The sequence below is a fragment of the Anaerobacillus alkaliphilus genome, from assembly GCF_004116265.1.
GTDB classification, from domain to species: Bacteria; Bacillota; Bacilli; order Bacillales; family Anaerobacillaceae; genus Anaerobacillus; species Anaerobacillus alkaliphilus.
In genome coordinates, this window is record NZ_QOUX01000047.1 from 150345 (window position 1) to 167540 (window position 17196).

Consider the following 17196-nt stretch of genomic DNA (forward strand, 5'->3'; position numbering starts at 1 on the left):
TATTTTAGGAGGATCTCTTATGTTAAAAACAAAGCAATATCAATTTTGGTTTGTCACAGGTAGTCAGCACTTATATGGCCCTGAGACAATTCAACAAGTAGAAAATCATTCTCGTCAAATCGTCGAAGGTTTAAATCAAGATGAAGCGATTTCTTATGAACTTGTGTTGAAACCGGTGTTAACGACTCCAGATGCGATTCGTAGACTTTGCATTGAAGCGAATTCAGATGAAAGTTGTGCAGGCGTGATTACGTGGATGCATACATTTTCTCCAGCAAAAATGTGGATTGCTGGGTTACTAGAATTAAAAAAGCCATTATTACATCTTCATACTCAATTTAACCGAGACATTCCGTGGGATCAAATTGATATGGACTTTATGAATTTAAATCAATCAGCTCACGGTGACCGTGAATATGGGTTTATCGGCGCCCGTTTAAAAATTGCTCGTAAAGTGATTGTAGGTCACTGGCAAGATCCAAAAGTGAAGGAACGTACGGCTGAGTGGATGAGAACGGCCATTGCCTTTACCGACGGGAAAAACCTGAAAGTTGCTCGTTTTGGAGATAACATGCGTGAAGTAGCGGTAACTGAGGGCGACAAAGTAGAAGCGCAAATTAAATTCGGTTGGGCTACGTCTGGATTTGGAATTGGCGACTTAGTTCAGCGTATGAACGACGTCTCAGAACAAGAGATATCTGACCTGTATGATCTTTACAATGAATTGTATGAGATCGACCCACAAGCCCACACATCTACTGAGTATCGTAATTCAATTTTAGAGCAAGCAAAAATTGAGCTTGGTTTAAAAGCGTTTTTAGAAGAAGGTGGCTTTACGGCATTTACGACAAATTTTGAGGATCTTCACGGCATGAAGCAACTTCCGGGCTTAGCAGTGCAACGTTTAATGGAGCAAGGCTATGGTTTTGGTGGTGAAGGAGATTGGAAAACAGCCGCATTATTACGAATGATGAAAATCGTTGCTGGTGGTAAAGGTACGTCATTCATGGAGGATTACACGTACCATTTTGAAGGTGGAAACGAGTTGGTATTAGGTTCTCATATGTTAGAAGTTTGTCCAACAATTGCAGCAAATCGACCTAAAATACAAGTTCACCCACTAGGAATTGGCGGGAAAGCAGATCCAGCACGGATGGTGTTCGATGGCGATGCAGGACGTGCCTTAAATGCATCAATTATCGATTTAGGAAATCGTTTCCGTTTGGTTGTTAATGAAGTGGATGCAGTGAAACCAGTAAAGGAAATGCCAAAACTTCCTGTAGCAAAAGTATTATGGAAGCCTCAACCTTCATTAAGCGAAGCGGCTGAAGCTTGGATCCATGCTGGTGGCGCACACCACACGGTATTTTCTTTCAAAGTAACTCCAGAGCAATTATATGATTGGGCAACAATGACAGATATTGAGTGTGTATTTATTAATAACTCAACAAATGTGATGCAATTTCAAAATGAACTAAGATGGAACGATATTGCACGTAAATTCTAAAGTTTTTTAGGAGGTAGACTTATGACTAATCAGATCATTATTAATGTAGACGTCGAAAAAGGGACGATCAACAAAGATATCTATGGACACTTTGCAGAACATCTTGGTAGATGTATTTATGAAGGGATTTGGGTTGGGGAAGATTCAACAATCCCAAATACGAATGGAATTAGAAATGATGTCCTTCAAGCGTTAAAAAATCTTAACATTCCAGTTTTACGTTGGCCAGGTGGTTGTTTTGCAGATGAGTATCATTGGAAAGATGGAGTCGGACCAAGAGAACAAAGGAAACGTATGGTCAATACGCACTGGGGTGGAGTAATTGAAAACAACCATTTCGGTACGCACGAGTTTATGCTACTTTGCGAATTGTTAGAATGTGAACCATACATTTGTGGAAATGTAGGTAGCGGAACTGTTCAGGAAATGTCCGAATGGGTAGAGTACATGACCTTAAATGGAGAGTCCCCAATGGCTGATTGGCGAAAAGCAAATGGTCGCGAAGAAGCATGGGATCTAAAGTACTTTGGTGTTGGAAACGAAAACTGGGGCTGCGGTGGAAATATGCGTCCTGAATATTACGCCGATCTTTATCGACGCTATCAAACGTACGTAAGAAATTACGGAAAAAATAAGATTTATAAAATTGCCGGTGGCGCAAACGTCGATGATTATAATTGGACAGAGGTGCTGATGCGAGAAGCACACTGGTTAATGGATGGATTGAGCCTACACTACTATACGATCCCAGGAGATTTCTGGTTAGGTAAAGGTTCGGCGTTAGATCCACGAGCGGAAGAGTGGTTCGTAACAATGAAAAAGGCTCTTCATATGGATGTATTAATTTCAAAGCATTCAACGATTATGGACAAATACGATCCAGCTAAGAGAATTGGATTAATCATTGATGAGTGGGGGACATGGTTTGATGTAGAACCTGGCACAAACCCAGGATTCCTTTATCAACAAAATACAATTCGTGATGCATTAGTTGCCGGTGTTCATTTCCATATTTTCCATAAACATAATGACCGTGTTCAGATGACAAATATTGCCCAAACAGTAAACGTGTTACAAGCAATGGTGTTAACTGAGGGTGAAAAGATGTTGCTAACTCCTACGTATCATGTATTTGAAATGTTTAAAGTTCACCAGGATGCGACGAAGTTAGATGTTACTGTAAATTCTGATACTTATGAACTAAACGGCGAAAAGCTGCCAGCTGTTAGTGCTTCTGCTTCAAAAAATGCTTCTGGAACTATTCATATTAGTTTATGTAATATCAACCATGAAGCCGCGTCTTCAGTGAACATCGACCTTCGTGGATTTGCTGGCGACTCTACGAAAGTAACAGGTAGAATTTTAACAGCAGAAAAAACGAACGAGCATAATACATTTGAACAACCAGACAATGTAAAACCAGTAAGCTTTGAAAACTTCACTGTTACTAATAACGAGCTGACAGTTACATTGCCTCCAATGTCTGTTGTTGTATTAACGGTAGAGTAGGCAAAAGCGTATGACGCAGAAAAATGAATGTAAATGGTGCCGTCCTAGTGTTGTAGAAGGAATCGTTGATATCGATGCGATCGATGACTCGCGAACGGTAACAGAGGAAATTTATGAAAGACGTCTAGAGATATGTATGGATTGTCCATCCTTACAATACGGTACAACTTGTAGGCATTCTGGTTGCATCGTCAGTTACCGGACATTATTGAAGGATAAAAGCTGCCCGTTTCCAGGGCAGCCAAAATGGTTATAGGGTTATCTGAAAAGGTAACCCTTTTTTTCATAGGTCAATGTAGAGCTTTTTTCGTAAAGGTTATTAAAGTAAAAGTGTTTTGTTGATTACAAGTAGGTTAGAATAGATACCGCCTAAACGTAGTGCCATCCCTATACGGTTTTATTTTGAACAACGAAACCAGCCGTTAAAAAGAGTAAATGGGCAAATGATGATCATTTGCCCATTGTACCTATTGCTGTGTTTTATTGTAATAAAGTTTAAAAATAATATCTTGATTATAGTTACCAAAGGAAGAGCCGAACAACGTTAAACCACCCACATGTTGTGCGTCATCTTGAACTGCTAGGCGAAACGTCCACAAGTTTTGACTAATATTTAATTGGTCTAAGGTAACGTCCGATATTTGGTTACCATCAATGAACGTCCCATGCGAATTTATTTTCAATACTTTGAGCAGACCATATTGGTTGATTTCGTCCCACCACCAATCAGGTGTATACTTTCCTTTTTTACCTCCACCAAAATCACCAGGGCTTGTCCAAAATCCAAGGCGGACGCCATTTAGGAAAAAGGAGATATCTGAAGGCCAGTTATCGTTGGCATAGGGTGCCTCGGAACAAAGCTCCATCGATATTTCTAGCTCAGCTGGTTCTTCATTTTTCATTAAGTAATTAGGTACTTTATATTCAACAAAGCCTTGACCAAACCAAAAGATACTAGCATTTACTCTTTCGGGATCTAGGAAATAGCGAGGTTCATCAAAAATTCCGATAACCTTTTCAGCAGTGGCAATACCGCAAGTTGGCTTTATATCAAAATCGGTATAATGACCGACAGATACAACCGTCTTATGATAGTTTTTTTCTTCCTTTTCTGTTTTACCAGGAAACGAAATTTCAATTCTTTCGGTAATTAAGGAACAAACTTTTTTCGTTCCGCCTTTACCAGGTACCATTTTAGTAGCAATAATTCCTGCCTTTTCTAATTTTTTAATATGCATGGTCATAATTGCACTACTCAAGTTAAGCGCTTCTGCGATTTCTTTTATATTCATCTCTTTTTCAGCTAACAAATGAATGATGGATAACCGGACGTCACTTGCTAATGCTTCGTAAACTGGGAGAGATTTTGTAGAAATATCTATATCCATTGCTTTACCCCCTAGCAAAACTTATAAGTTAATATATCTATTAATCATCATACAACTATGTTTATCGAAAGTGCAAGTCTAAAATTAATATTTGTTGGCTCTTTTCGTATGTATTGTGGCTTTTCTATCCTAAAATTATCGGAAAAATACCCTAGATGAGGATATCAGCCAATAAATTATGTAAGAAAAGAGCATTACTTACTAAATTAGTGATGAATTCTTAGTAATTTGTGTAAAAATCCGGCTTTGGGGATTTTTACGAAAGCAACAAACTTTGCGAAAACAGCCTTTTTGTTATGAAAATTGAACGGATTATATTCGTGGAATCTAGAAATATGATATTAGGTAGTGAATGATTGTACGTACAAGTGTATAATTGTATTCATAGTCTTACATGCACTATGATATAGGTAGAAACGGAGAATGGATGATTGGGTTTAGAAACGAGGGAACGTATGGAGACAAAATATAGCATCGTAAAACAAAATATAAAATCAAAAATATTGGATGGAACCTTTGGAGCGCATCAAAAAATTAGTTCTGAAAATGATTTAATGAAAGAATTTGGCGTTAGTCGTCATACAGTCAGAATTGCGATTGGAGAATTAGTTAGTGAAGGTTGGCTTTACCGAGAGCAGGGGGCAGGTACGTTTGTCGCTGACCGGACCAAAGATGAAACAAGACTAGAGAAGAAAACAAAAAATATCGCAATTGTAGCCACTTACATTTCAGACTACATTTTTCCTTCGATTATCCGTGGAGCAGAATCATACTTAAGTAATCAAGGGTTTCAGGTAAGTTTGTATAGTACAAATAATAATCATGAAGATGAAATGCGGATTTTGGAAAATATTCTCACCCAAAATGTGGATGGAATTATTATTGAACCAACAAAAAGCGCATTTTCAAACCCTAATATTAACTATTATTTAAACCTTGAACGGTTAAACATTCCTTATATCATGATTAATGCGTTCTATGATGAACTAGAACCATTATGTTTAGTCATGGACGATGAAAAAGGAGGGTTTATTCAAGCAGAACATTTAATTGAACTAGGGCATAACAATATTGTCGGTTTTTTTAAAACAGATGATGTTCAAGGTGTAAAACGGATGAAAGGTTATATTAAAGCTCATCGTAAGCACCATATCCCAATTAACCCCAATAACATTATCACATACAACTCGCAGGAAAAAAATACAAAGCCAGTCGAGGAACTTAAAAAGCTACTAAGTTCTGAGGACCGTCCGACGGGGCTTGTTTGTTACAACGATGAACTGACCTTATTTTTACTAGATGTCATCAGAGAGAAAAAGTTACATGTTCCAAATGATCTATCCATTGTCGGGTATGATGACTCCTTCTTAGCACAAGCCTCTGAGGTAAAGTTGACAACAATCAAGCACCCTAAGAATGAAATGGGAGAAGCTGCAGCCCAAATGATCGTTGAGCTTGTGAAAGCAAAAGAAGGTAGCTCTAAAAAATCTGACTCTAAAATTGAAACAATTATCTATGAGCCTGAATTGGTGATCAGACAATCGACTGGAAGAGTGTAAGGTTAAATAAGTAGAGAGTTAGTTTAGGTGTCAATCAAGATGAAAAAGATTTGACTGCAAAGGGAGGTATCTTGCTAATAGGTATTAGCGAGATTTTAAGAGGACAAATCGTTCATTCAAATGAACCTACACAAAAACACCAACAAATGCGTTTGGTGTTTTTTTTTTTTTTTTTGAAAGGCTCTTTTCGTAAAGTTTGTTGCTTTGGTAAAAATTTGCAAATTAGGACTTTTACACAATTTACTAAGAATTCACCACTAATGAAGTATCTAACCAAGCGTGTCCTATTTCCAGTAAACAGGGAGTTAGTAGTTCTAAAATCATTAATAATAATTTTGATAATGAGATAAAAGTATCAATTTCAAATATTCTGTTTAATCATATTGATGGCTGAGTACGTTTGTAATATCATTAAGTTATCAGTAAAGCGATTAATAAATATATAAACAACAAAATGTAAGCGTTTTATTGATTAAAATTTATTGAGGAGTGGTGTACGGTCAAAAAATTCATAAAATGACATTGAATTTTCTGTTGAATCTTAAGTTTGGTATAAAAATTAGAGGGGAAGGTTTTTAGATGAGTAAAACTTTAGGAAGAAGACTTCTACTAGTGTTGTTAGTATTTATATTAATTATACCAAATGTAATTCTTGCCAAGGGGGTAGACAAACAACCAAGGCAAAACAATGAAAATAGTAACAAGCCGTATCAAGATCACCAAGAAGCCCCTCCTGCTACACCTCAACATGTCTCTGTTCATGACCCTTCAATAATAAAAGTGAAAGATAAATACTATGTTTTTGGTTCCCATATTGAAGCTGCGTGGTCGACAGACTTACAAAGCTGGACACGTTTTACCAACGGTTATACAACACCAGGAAATGTGCTATATGATAATTTATCAGAAAACCTTGCCGGATCTTTCAAATGGGCAGGTGAGAATGACTCTGATAGTAAAGGTGGATTTTCCGTTTGGGCTCCTGAAATTATTTGGAATGATCACTACATCAATGACGATGGATCGACCGGAGCGTTTATGATGTATTATAGCGCATCCTCTACTTACATTCGATCCGCTATCGGCTATGCAGTTTCAAAAACGATTGAAGGACCTTATCAATATGTAGATACCATCGTATATTCTGGATTTACCAACAATGATGCTTATGATCAGGACAGTGTGATTAATAAGAATTGGCGAAAAAACACCCATCTTCAACAGCTAATTAATGATGGAGTGATCCAAGGAGAAAGATCTGGTTGGTTTAATAACAATGCCTCCTATAATAATGGTAATTTCCCAAATGCTATCGATGCAAATTTATTTTTTGATGAAGAAGGGAAGTTATGGATGACCTATGGCTCTTGGTCAGGCGGAATCTTTATCCTTGAAATAGATAAAGTAACTGGAAAAGCCATATATCCTGGAAGAGATGGTACAACATCAGATGGTCGCTTAATTGACCGCTATTTTGGAACAAAGATTTCTGGTGGACATCGAAAATCTGGTGAGGGTCCTTATGTAGTCTATGATAAGGAAACGAACTATTATTATTTGTACGTTACTTATGGATGGTTGGCTTCAGACGGTGGCTACCATATGAGGTTGTTTAGATCAACAAATCCTGAGGGTCCATATCTTGATGCGTTAGGCCAAAATGCTGTATTACCAGGAAATGTGGACCACGCTCCGTATGGAATTAAGCTAATGAGCAACTTTTTGTTTGAACGAAAAGTAGGAGATCCAGGCACGGGTATTGGCTTTGGCTACGTTTCTCCAGGTCATAACTCTTTTTATACTGATCCAGAAACAGGGAAAAGATTTTTAGTGTTTCATACCCGTTTCCCACAAAGAGGTGAAGCACATGAAGTTCGAGTTCACCAAATGTTTATGAACAGTGACGGTTGGCCAGTTGTTTCACCATATCCTTATACGGGTGAGACACTGAAAAAGATGAACAGACTTGATGCTGTTGGTGAATATAAATTTATTAATCATGGCAAGGATAACTTAGTTGATCTAAAAAAGTCGGTATTCATTAGACTAAATCAGGATGGAACTATTTCTGGTGGAGTCAGTGGTACATGGGAAAAGACCGGTCATAACAGAGCTGAAATCACAATTAACGATATTCTATATAATGGTGTTTTCGTGCGACAATGGGATCCTGTATCACAGCTCTATGTCATGACGTTTACGGCTATGTCTCATCAAGGTGTAACAATATGGGGAAGTAAGCAGCCGGAACGAACTGATCGTCAGGTTGTCGAAGACGTTAAAGCAGACTTAAACCTTGGTGACGTAAGTAATGTTGTATCTAGTATCACATTACCAACAGAAGGAACACGTAATTCGATCATTTCTTGGGCATCGTCAAATCCAGCTGTAATTACCAACAACGGAGTCGTAAAACGCCCTGGAATAGATGAAGAAAATGCTGCGGTTACCTTAACGGCGACGATCACAAAAGGGCATGTCGTCGATACAAAAACCTTCCAATTAACGGTTTTAGCATTTCAGAAAGCGAATTTATCTGCTCATTTTTCATTCGACGGTGACTTAAACGATCATACAGGGAATTTTGATCCTGCGACAATTACAGGTGATCGAATATACAATACAGGTGGAACAATTACTTATGCTGATGGTCAGTTAGGTAAGGCTGCCGTATTCAATGGTTCATCAGGTGTTCGGTTGCCGAACGGATTAATCTCTAGTAACATTTACTCTGTGTCTCTTTGGTTAAAACCTGAACAAGTAACTGCATTTACTACGACGTTTTTTGGCGCTAGAAACGAGGATAACTGGTTAAGTCTTGTTCCTCAAGGTCCTGTTGCAAATAATACCATGGTTTGGTCTCTCAGTGAGGGGTGGTATGATGCGCCGACAGGTACAACAATTCCAGCAAATCACTGGACACACCTGGCGTTCACAGTTGATAACGGCACGATCGTTGTTTATATCAACGGAGTTGCAAGATTTACAGGTTCAAATTTCCCGAATATTTTTACTGACCAAAACGGTAGCTTTAGTTTAGGTGTAAACTATTGGGATATTCCTAACAAAGGTTTAATCGATGACTTACGCATTTATGAAGGAGCTTTAAAAGCTGATGAAGTGGCTGAGTTAGCGAAACAAGAAGTTAGATTAGTTGCCCACTATGCTTTTGAAGATGACTTATCTGACATAACTACTAACTTTGGTTCAGGGACTGTGACAGGGAATCGTATCGATAATACAGGTGGGACAATTACGTATGCTGATGGTCAGTTTGGTAAGGCTGCCGTATTTAATGGTTCATCAGGTGTTCGCTTGCCAAACGGATTAATATCTAGCAATCTATATTCGGTTTCTGTTTGGTTAAAGCCTGAACAATACACTCAATATACAACAACCTTTTTTGGCGCACGAGATACTAATAATTGGATTAGTCTTGTCCCAGTTGGCCCTGGAACAGAACAACATACAATGCTCTGGTCAGGTACACAGTGGTATGATGCGACAACTAGATTGAAGATTACCCCTAACGAATGGACTCATCTTACGTTCACGGTTGATAACGGAAACGTAGTTGTTTATGTTAACGGTGAAGCTAAGTTCACAGGAAGTAACTTCCCGAATGTCTTTACAACAAACAATGGTACCTTTGGTTTAGGAGTTAACTTCTGGGATATTCCATTTAAAGGAATGATGGATGAATTACGTATCTATGAGGGAGTACTCACTCCAAATCAAGTTTCAAGCTTAATGCAAAATAATTAGTGAGAAAATCGTACGGCTTGTCCGTGCGATTTTTTTCTTAGGCAGACAGAGGGAGAGACAGAGGGACAGGTCCCTTGTCTCAGCCCTCGTGGGACGAGGGACCTGTCCCCTTGTCTGCTTTCCCCTTGTCTGCTTACTTGATAGTAAACTTGTTCGTTGGCTATAATATCCATAACTAATATTTGAACGGTGGTGTAGGATGTCCAGTCAAGAAATATCCCAAAAAACATGGATCATGCAACAAACGTGGAAAGACTTGTTATTTGCCCATTACCCTATTTCTCCAACAATTCTTCGTCCGATGATACCGTCCTGTTTTACATTAGATACATTTGAAGGAACTGCTTGGGTTAGCGTTGTTCCTTTTAAAATGAGTAAGATCCGAATGCGGTATCTGTCTAAATTACCTTTGACCCCTGACTTCGCTGAACTAAATGTAAGAACTTATGTTAAGTTTGGGAATAAACCGGGTGTTTATTTTTTTAGTTTAGATGCGAATAGTAAGATTGCAGTAAAGGCTGGGAATCAATTTTATCACCTTCCGTATTACGATGCTGATATGTCGATTAATCAAATAGAAGAGTGGGTTGACTTTAAAAGTGAACGAATAGATCCGCGTGTTAAATCTGGACTGTTTACTGGTAAATATCGACCTAATGGAGAGGTTTTCACCGCCAAGCCTGATACGATTGAACATTGGTTAACTGAAAGATATGTTCTCTATGTAACGAATGGAAAGAATGTTTATGAGGGAAATATCCACCACAATCCTTGGCCACTACAACCAGCATATGCAGACATTGAAGTGAATTCTGTTGCACAGAGCTTAGGAATACCGATAGAAGAGCCACCAGCGTATCTCCATTATTCGAACGAACTTAAAGTAGTTGCCTGGTTATTAAAGAAGGTGTAGAGGTGCCTGGCACCGTACGTGGACAAATTAATAGAAAAATCCATATGGGGTGGACTTTTCTTGTGAAGGAGCAATCAAACGTTTTGGTTGCTCCTTTTTGCTTTAATTTTTGGTTGGACAGAGGGACAGGTCCCATGTCTTGAAAATAAATAAATTTAGAAACAGGAATATAATGAAAATACATCGACGTATGATAATAATAAAATAGTGTAAAATTGTACGTACAAGTGTATAATTGAGTTGTTATTTATAGGTTAGTATCCAGGAGAAACAGCTGTAAAACAGTTTGTTGAACTTGTTAAGAAAGAAGGTTGATAGGGCGGGGGGACAGGAAACTTGTCCGGCCTAGAAGTTATACATACGATTTCTTAGATCTAATATACGATGATGGAAGAGTGGGACACGGTACCTGTCCCCTTGTCCTAGAAAAGGTGGAGGTATGCGAGGGTGGAAAGTTTACGTTGGATTTGGGGTTACATTAAGAAGTTCAAGCTTCGATATTTTATAGGGCTGTTTTTGGCCCTATTTGTTTCCGGTTTAAATATGCTCAATCCTTATTTTGCTGGTCAAATTGTGGATGAAGTAATCTACGGTAGTAAGGAAGATTTGTTATGGCCTTTACTAGGTCTAATGATTGGTGTGACAGTCTTCAAATCTGCGATTCGTTATAGCTATCAGTTAATGTTTGAGAGTGTCTCGCAAAATGTAATTCATAGAATTCGAGATAAACTCTATCACAAAATTCAGCAGTTGGACTTTCGTTTTTTTGATAAAACGAAAACGGGAGATATAATGGCTCGAATGACAGGTGACATGGAGGCAGTGAGGCATTTTACGGCTTGGACGATTTATATGATTTTCGAAAATTTTACAACGTTGTTATTTGCAGTCGGGTTTATGTTTTATATTCACGCTCCGTTAGCACTAACTTTGGTGGCTATTACGCCAATCATTGGTTTTTTGGCGTTTCGTTTGTCCCATGATGTTAAACCGACATTTTCAGAAATTCGCGGACAGTTTGCAAAGTTGAACTCGGTTGTACAGGAAAATATTAGTGGGAACCGGGTAGTCAAGGCTTTTGCTAGGGAAGACTACGAAGTCGATAAATTCTCCGTAGAAAATCAATCATTTAAGGATAAGAACCTTAAGTCAGCGAAAATCTGGGAAAAATATTTACCGGTTCTCGATACGTTAGCTGGTTTTCTCACAGTTTTGATGATATTAATCGGTGGAATTATGGTGATTCGCGGTTCGTTAACGATTGGTGAATTAGTTGTATTCAACTCACTGATCTGGGCTCTGAATAACCCAATGAGAATGGCCGGATGGCTGATTAACGATGTCCAAAGATTTGTTGCATCTGCTGAGAAAATTCAGGAGCTACTAAATGTAAAATCGAACATCCTGACTCCTACAAAGCCAAAGGCAATCAACAATTGTACTGGTTTGGTAGAATTTAAGGATGTTAGTTTTAGCTATGGAGAGGAACAAGTGTTAACGGATATTCATTTCACAGCTAAACCAGGGCAAACAATTGCTCTGATTGGACCTACAGGCTCTGGGAAGTCGACTTTAATTAATCTCCTATGTCGTTTTTATGATGTAGATGAAGGCGAAGTGATTGTTTCAAACACCAATGTTAAGGAATGGGATGTCCAGAAGCTCCGTGAAAATACGGCGATTGTTATGCAAGATATTTTCTTATTTTCCGATACAATTGAGGGAAATATCGCGTACGGAGTACCTGATGCTACGATAGAGGAAATTCAAGAAGCGGCAAAAATGGCGGAGGCTCACAGCTTTATCATGGAGTTACCAGAAGGGTATGACACGATTATCGGTGAAAGAGGTGTAGGGCTTTCAGGCGGGCAGAAACAAAGGATAGCCTTAGCACGCGCTTTATTAAAAGACCCAGCAATTCTTATTTTAGATGATACTACCTCTAGTGTTGATATGGAAACAGAACATACAATTCAGCAAACGTTAAAAGAATTTAATCAAAACAAAACATGTTTTATCATCGCACATCGGATTTCTTCAATTAAAGATGCGGATTTAATCCTAGTGATGGAAAATGGAAGAATTATTGAACGAGGCAAGCATGAGGAGTTGCTTATGAAAAAGAACTTCTATTATAACGTTTATAAAAATCAATATGGTGATTTTGATGGAATGCAGCATAGTGAGGAAGTGGTAATCAGTGGCACGTAACAAATTTGATATTGATGAAGAATTAGAAGCTCCCTTTCAGTTATCTCATTTTAAAAGATTAGTAGGTTACCTGAAGCCTTATAAGAAACTAATGATTATGACGGTCTGTTTGATGCTGCTCGCAAGTGTAGCGAACTTAATCGGTCCTTATTTAATTAAAGTTGCCATTGATGAGAAAATTCCTAATGGAGACACCGCTGGCCTTGCGATGCTTGCTGGTATTTACCTAGTTGCCATTATTATTACTGGCATCTGCTTAAAATACCGCATCCGGATCATGTCTCGAATAGGTCAAAGTGTGATTCAACATATTCGAAAAGATCTATTTACGAAGTTACAAAAGCTAGATTTTTCATATTATGACAGCCGTCCGCATGGGAAAATTCTTGTTAGGGTTGTCAATTATGTGAATTCCTTAAGTGACCTGTTATCAAATGGCGTGATTAACCTAATCACCGATTTGTTTAGCATTTTTGTCATCATCTGTTTTATGCTGATGATTGACGTTAAATTAACTTTGATGGCAATGGTCGGATTTCCAATTTTGGCCTTGATTGTATTTTTAATTAAGAATGCGCAGCGTCGAGCTTGGCAAAATCTTAGCAACAAACAATCAAACATGAATGCCTACATTCATGAGAGTATTAATGGGATTAAAGTGACACAAGCATTTGCTCGTGAACATGAGAATGCGAGAATTTTCAATGAGGTTTCGGGCAACTATCGAACTTCATGGATGAAGGCTGTGAGAATTCAATTCTTACTTTGGCCATCCATCGAAAATATCTCCGTTTTATCAGTCTCGTTCATTTATGTTGTTGGGATTTCAGCGATTGGAGATGGAGTGACTGTAGGGTCATTAGTTGCCTTTGTCGGCTATATGTGGATGTTTTGGATGCCGCTTGCCAATATCGGAAACTTTTATAATGCGATTATCAATGCGATGGCCTATTTGGAACGAATTTTCGAAACAATTGATGAAAAGCCAACACTGACAGATGCTCCAAATGCCAAGACACTTCCGGTCATTAATGGACGAGTGGAGTTTGACAATGTTACGTTTGGTTATGAAAGAGAAGAGAAAACTCTCGATCAAATTCAATTTGTTGCCAATCCTGGAGACACGATCGCTCTTGTAGGAGCGACTGGATCAGGAAAAACAACGATCGTTAATTTGATCAGTCGGTTTTACGATGTAAATAGTGGCCAAGTGAAGATTGATGATATTGATATTAAGACAGTCACGATCCCGTCGCTACGTAAGCAAATGGGGATCATGCTTCAAGATCCATTTATTTTCTCTGGTACGATTATGGATAATATTCGCTACGGCAGACTTGATGCCTCTGATGAAGAAGTCATTGCAGCAGCAAAGGCAGTTCAGGCCCATCAATTTATTAGTCGGATGGAAGACGGATATCTAACGGAAGTCAACGAACGAGGTACGAGGCTTTCGACGGGACAAAGGCAGTTAATTTCATTTGCGAGAGTGCTACTCGCCGACCCAAGAATTCTCATTCTAGATGAGGCCACGTCTTCAATTGATACTGAGACGGAGCTAGCTCTACAAAAAGGGTTAGAAACGTTATTAGCCGGCAGAACATCCTTTATCATTGCTCATAGACTATCAACAATCCAAAAGGCGACAAACATCTTCTTTATTGACAAAGGAAAGATCATCGAACGTGGAACGCACGATGAACTCATTAGTCAAAGAGGACACTACTGGAAACTCCATAACTCCCACAAACGTGCAGTGGTCTGATCGTAAGGTAGGGGAGAGAGAGACTGGTACCTTGTCTTATTTATTATGAAGGTGAGGCGAGGACCCGGTTCATGTCCACTTGTCTTGATGTATTACCTTTGTCCTGCTGGTCCAATTTTTGAAGAGGGAGAGGACGGAGGGACAGGTCCCTTGTCTTATTTGTGAGATGGTGAGGGTGGGACACGGTACCCTGACTTCTAGGTAGGGCACGGTACCAGTCCCTTGTCCTGCGGGCCCAAATATTGAAAACTAGGAGAGATCACTACACAAATCAAGTAAATCTACATAGATTGTATACTGTGGTTACCCCACAACTTTGAAAAAAGGGGGTGACATTGATGGGTGTAGGTCATGGAGCTGGTGCAGGATTTGCGTTAATCCTAGTATTGTTTATCTTATTAGTAATCATCGGTACAGCGTACGTAGGTTACTAATCAAAGCAAAGAGCCAACCTTTTTATTGTTGGCTCTTTTTTTCTTTGTCACTGTGACGACCAGTGAGACACAGTTTAATAGTCTCCTTGTCTTTTTCCCGTCACCTATACAACCTATAACAAAATCCTTTATAATAGATAAAAGAGTAAAATTTATTCAACAAATTCATTAATTCTTTTTTATCCAGATAATATAGGAAGTTGAGTTATAGCGTTTGTTACTACATAACAGAATAATTAGCTCGATTAAGGTAATTATTATATCACTCAATTTTGTAATCCTTATCTGCTTCGGATGAGCAATTACTTTAAAAATATGTTCATGAGGTGATCTTATGGGAATGCCGGAAGGGAAGAAATATTACACTTATTCTGACTTTCTTGAAATAGAAGAGGAGTTCTTATGTGAGGTAATTGATGGGACCGTGATTAGCATGTCACCATCTCCAACCCCAAAACATCAAGATGTAGTAGATGAACTAACAGCAGAATTTAAGATTTATTTACGCGGAAAAGATTGTATGGCTTATTCATCCCCGATTGATGTTTGTTTATTTGCTGATAAAGAAACTAACACTGAAGATATAAAAGATTGGGTACAGCCTGATTTAATGGTTGTTTGCGATAAAAATAAAGTCGGTGAAAAATACATTATTGGAGCACCAGACTTGGTAATAGAGGTTCTTTCACCCTCAACTGCAAGGAATGACCGTTTGGTAAAGTATAATAGTTATGAAAAAGCAGGAGTAAAGGAATATTGGATCGTCGACCCATATAATATGTCTGTTGAGATTTATAGTCTTGATGGGAAAACTTACAAACAGCTAGGAGTCTTTGGAAAAGATGATTTACTAACTGTTGACACTTTTAAAGATATGCAAATTGATTTAAAAAATATTTTTAAAGCATAAAACATTTTTGAGCAGACTGTTCAGTTTGCTCCTTTTTGATGTTTTCTTTGACATCATGGCCAGAGGGCAGGAGCACTTGTCTTTCCGACTAATTATGAACTTTTTATGAAAATTCAAATTTAAATACGCTGATGTTTGAATACAATATTCATAGTTAAGTAAGTACGCCAAGGAACAGAGGAATAGGTTTCGCTTGAAAATATACTTTTACCTAATGATCATGCTAGAATGTTGAAGCTCTACTACATGAGTGGTGGTAACTTCTTAGAAACGATGCCTAATTTTTAGGTGCCAGGCACCGTTCGTGGACAAATGAATAGGAAAGTCCGTCTGTCACGGACAAAAGTAAAGGAGCAGACTCAAAGAGTTTGCTCGCTTTACTTTTTTTCTTACGGAGGACTGCTCCCCATGTTTTCCTATTTCATTAACTGATTTCTGTCAACTGCATGGGGGGTCTTTTCAACCAGGCATGATCAATCCCCTGTCCCATCAAAAATAAGACAAGGGACCTGTCCCCTTGTCTTATCCCCTTGTCTTTCCTTGTCCTTTAGTTGTTCGGAATACTTGGATTTCGCTGCATTTTCAAGAAAATGACAGTAATGATTCTAGATAATAAAAATATGATGCAATATGCAATAAAGATGTGTACATAATTTGTACCTTCATTTAGCACAATTAGATTTACAATTGCTAGAAAAGGCTTGAATGCAAATGCCAAAATGACTGTTAATGCGAATGAGTAAATATAAAAATTCTTCCTATGCTTAATTGTCCATTGGTATACTAGCATATACAAAACAGGTATTAGGGCGGCATCTAATGACAAGTTACCTGGAATAAATGGAATTAATTCATAGGGATACTCGATAAAACCTTGCTTTACACTTGCGATATTTATATAACTAAACCATACGTGTATATTCAGCCCATAAAACCCTAACAATAAGATGTTTTCTCGATCAATAGTAAAGTATAAAACAACCAAAGGAATAATGAACATTAAGAGAACGGCCTTGAAACCCCAAGTATTGATGTTCGAGTATTCTTGCCAATACTCAATTTGTAAAGTGCTTAGTTTCTCAGTTAATAAGGTTACTTCTCTTAAGGCTTCTAACCGTTCTGTTTTCATAGACTATAGTCCTGCCTTTTGTAAGGTATATTGTACTATGAAAAGTATGATCAACTCTTTCTATATTTAAACAATGGGCCACTTGTAAAATTTTCATTTTGCGCAT

Annotated in this window: 11 protein-coding genes and 2 pseudogenes; 11 read left to right on the forward strand and 2 right to left on the reverse strand. The window is 38.2% G+C overall.

The features are described 5' to 3' along the window. Positions 1-19 precede the first annotated feature (19 nt). The 3 genes from araA to DS745_RS21120 are packed head-to-tail and all read left to right on the forward strand — an operon-like array spanning position 20 to position 3272. A complete protein-coding gene (gene araA, locus DS745_RS21110; protein WP_129080239.1) occupies positions 20-1507 on the forward strand; it encodes an L-arabinose isomerase in 1488 nt (495 codons plus the stop codon). Between the two features lie 21 nt (positions 1508-1528). Further along, positions 1529-3016 carry an alpha-N-arabinofuranosidase gene (locus DS745_RS21115; RefSeq protein ID WP_129080240.1) on the forward strand — a complete coding sequence of 496 codons (1488 nt, stop codon included), beginning with the start codon at positions 1529-1531 and terminating at the stop codon, positions 3014-3016. 10 nt (positions 3017-3026) lie between these two features. Then, a complete protein-coding gene (locus DS745_RS21120; RefSeq protein ID WP_129080241.1) occupies positions 3027-3272 on the forward strand; it encodes a DUF6171 family protein in 246 nt (81 codons plus the stop codon). A 211-nt stretch (positions 3273-3483) separates the two neighbouring features. Here the strand turns inward: DS745_RS21120 and DS745_RS21125 are convergent, their stop codons facing one another. Beyond that, positions 3484-4404, reverse strand: coding sequence for an ArsR/SmtB family transcription factor (locus DS745_RS21125; protein ID WP_129080242.1), 921 nt, complete (start codon positions 4402-4404; stop codon positions 3484-3486). 455 nt (positions 4405-4859) lie between these two features. Between DS745_RS21125 and DS745_RS21130 the strand changes: the two genes are divergently transcribed. The 8 genes and pseudogenes from DS745_RS21130 to DS745_RS21160 all read left to right on the forward strand — a co-directional run bounded on the left by DS745_RS21130 (position 4860) and on the right by DS745_RS21160 (position 15961). Beyond that, positions 4860-5963 carry a GntR family transcriptional regulator gene (locus DS745_RS21130; RefSeq protein WP_129080704.1) on the forward strand — a complete coding sequence of 368 codons (1104 nt, stop codon included), beginning with the start codon at positions 4860-4862 and terminating at the stop codon, positions 5961-5963. Positions 5964-6542: 579 nt separating this feature from the next. Beyond that, positions 6543-9101: pseudogene (locus DS745_RS21135) on the forward strand (LamG-like jellyroll fold domain-containing protein); the annotation flags it as partial. A gap of 168 nt (positions 9102-9269) precedes the next feature. Then, a pseudogene (locus tag DS745_RS25535) lies at positions 9270-9728 on the forward strand (LamG domain-containing protein); the annotation flags it as partial. Between the two features lie 199 nt (positions 9729-9927). Then, complete coding sequence (locus DS745_RS21140; protein ID WP_129080243.1) at positions 9928-10641, forward strand: YqjF family protein; 714 nt, start codon at positions 9928-9930, stop codon at positions 10639-10641. A gap of 447 nt (positions 10642-11088) precedes the next feature. Next, positions 11089-12852: an ABC transporter ATP-binding protein gene (locus DS745_RS21145; RefSeq protein WP_129080244.1), complete on the forward strand. Its 1764-nt coding sequence runs from the start codon at positions 11089-11091 to the stop codon at positions 12850-12852. Continuing rightward, a complete protein-coding gene (locus DS745_RS21150) occupies positions 12842-14617 on the forward strand; it encodes an ABC transporter ATP-binding protein (RefSeq protein WP_129080245.1) in 1776 nt (591 codons plus the stop codon). Before DS745_RS21145 ends, DS745_RS21150 begins: the two co-directional genes overlap by 11 nt. Before the next feature lie 338 nt (positions 14618-14955). Beyond that, positions 14956-15051 (forward strand): YjcZ family sporulation protein, encoded by a 96-nt coding sequence (locus tag DS745_RS21155; RefSeq protein ID WP_129080246.1) that lies wholly within the window; start codon positions 14956-14958, stop codon positions 15049-15051. A 334-nt stretch (positions 15052-15385) separates the two neighbouring features. Further along, on the forward strand, positions 15386-15961 hold the full coding sequence (locus DS745_RS21160; protein WP_129080247.1) for a Uma2 family endonuclease: 576 nt from the start codon (positions 15386-15388) through the stop codon (positions 15959-15961). Between the two features lie 547 nt (positions 15962-16508). Here DS745_RS21160 and DS745_RS21165 read toward each other — a convergent pair. Then, on the reverse strand, positions 16509-17090 hold the full coding sequence (locus DS745_RS21165) for a CBO0543 family protein (RefSeq protein WP_129080248.1): 582 nt from the start codon (positions 17088-17090) through the stop codon (positions 16509-16511). Positions 17091-17196 lie beyond the last annotated feature (106 nt).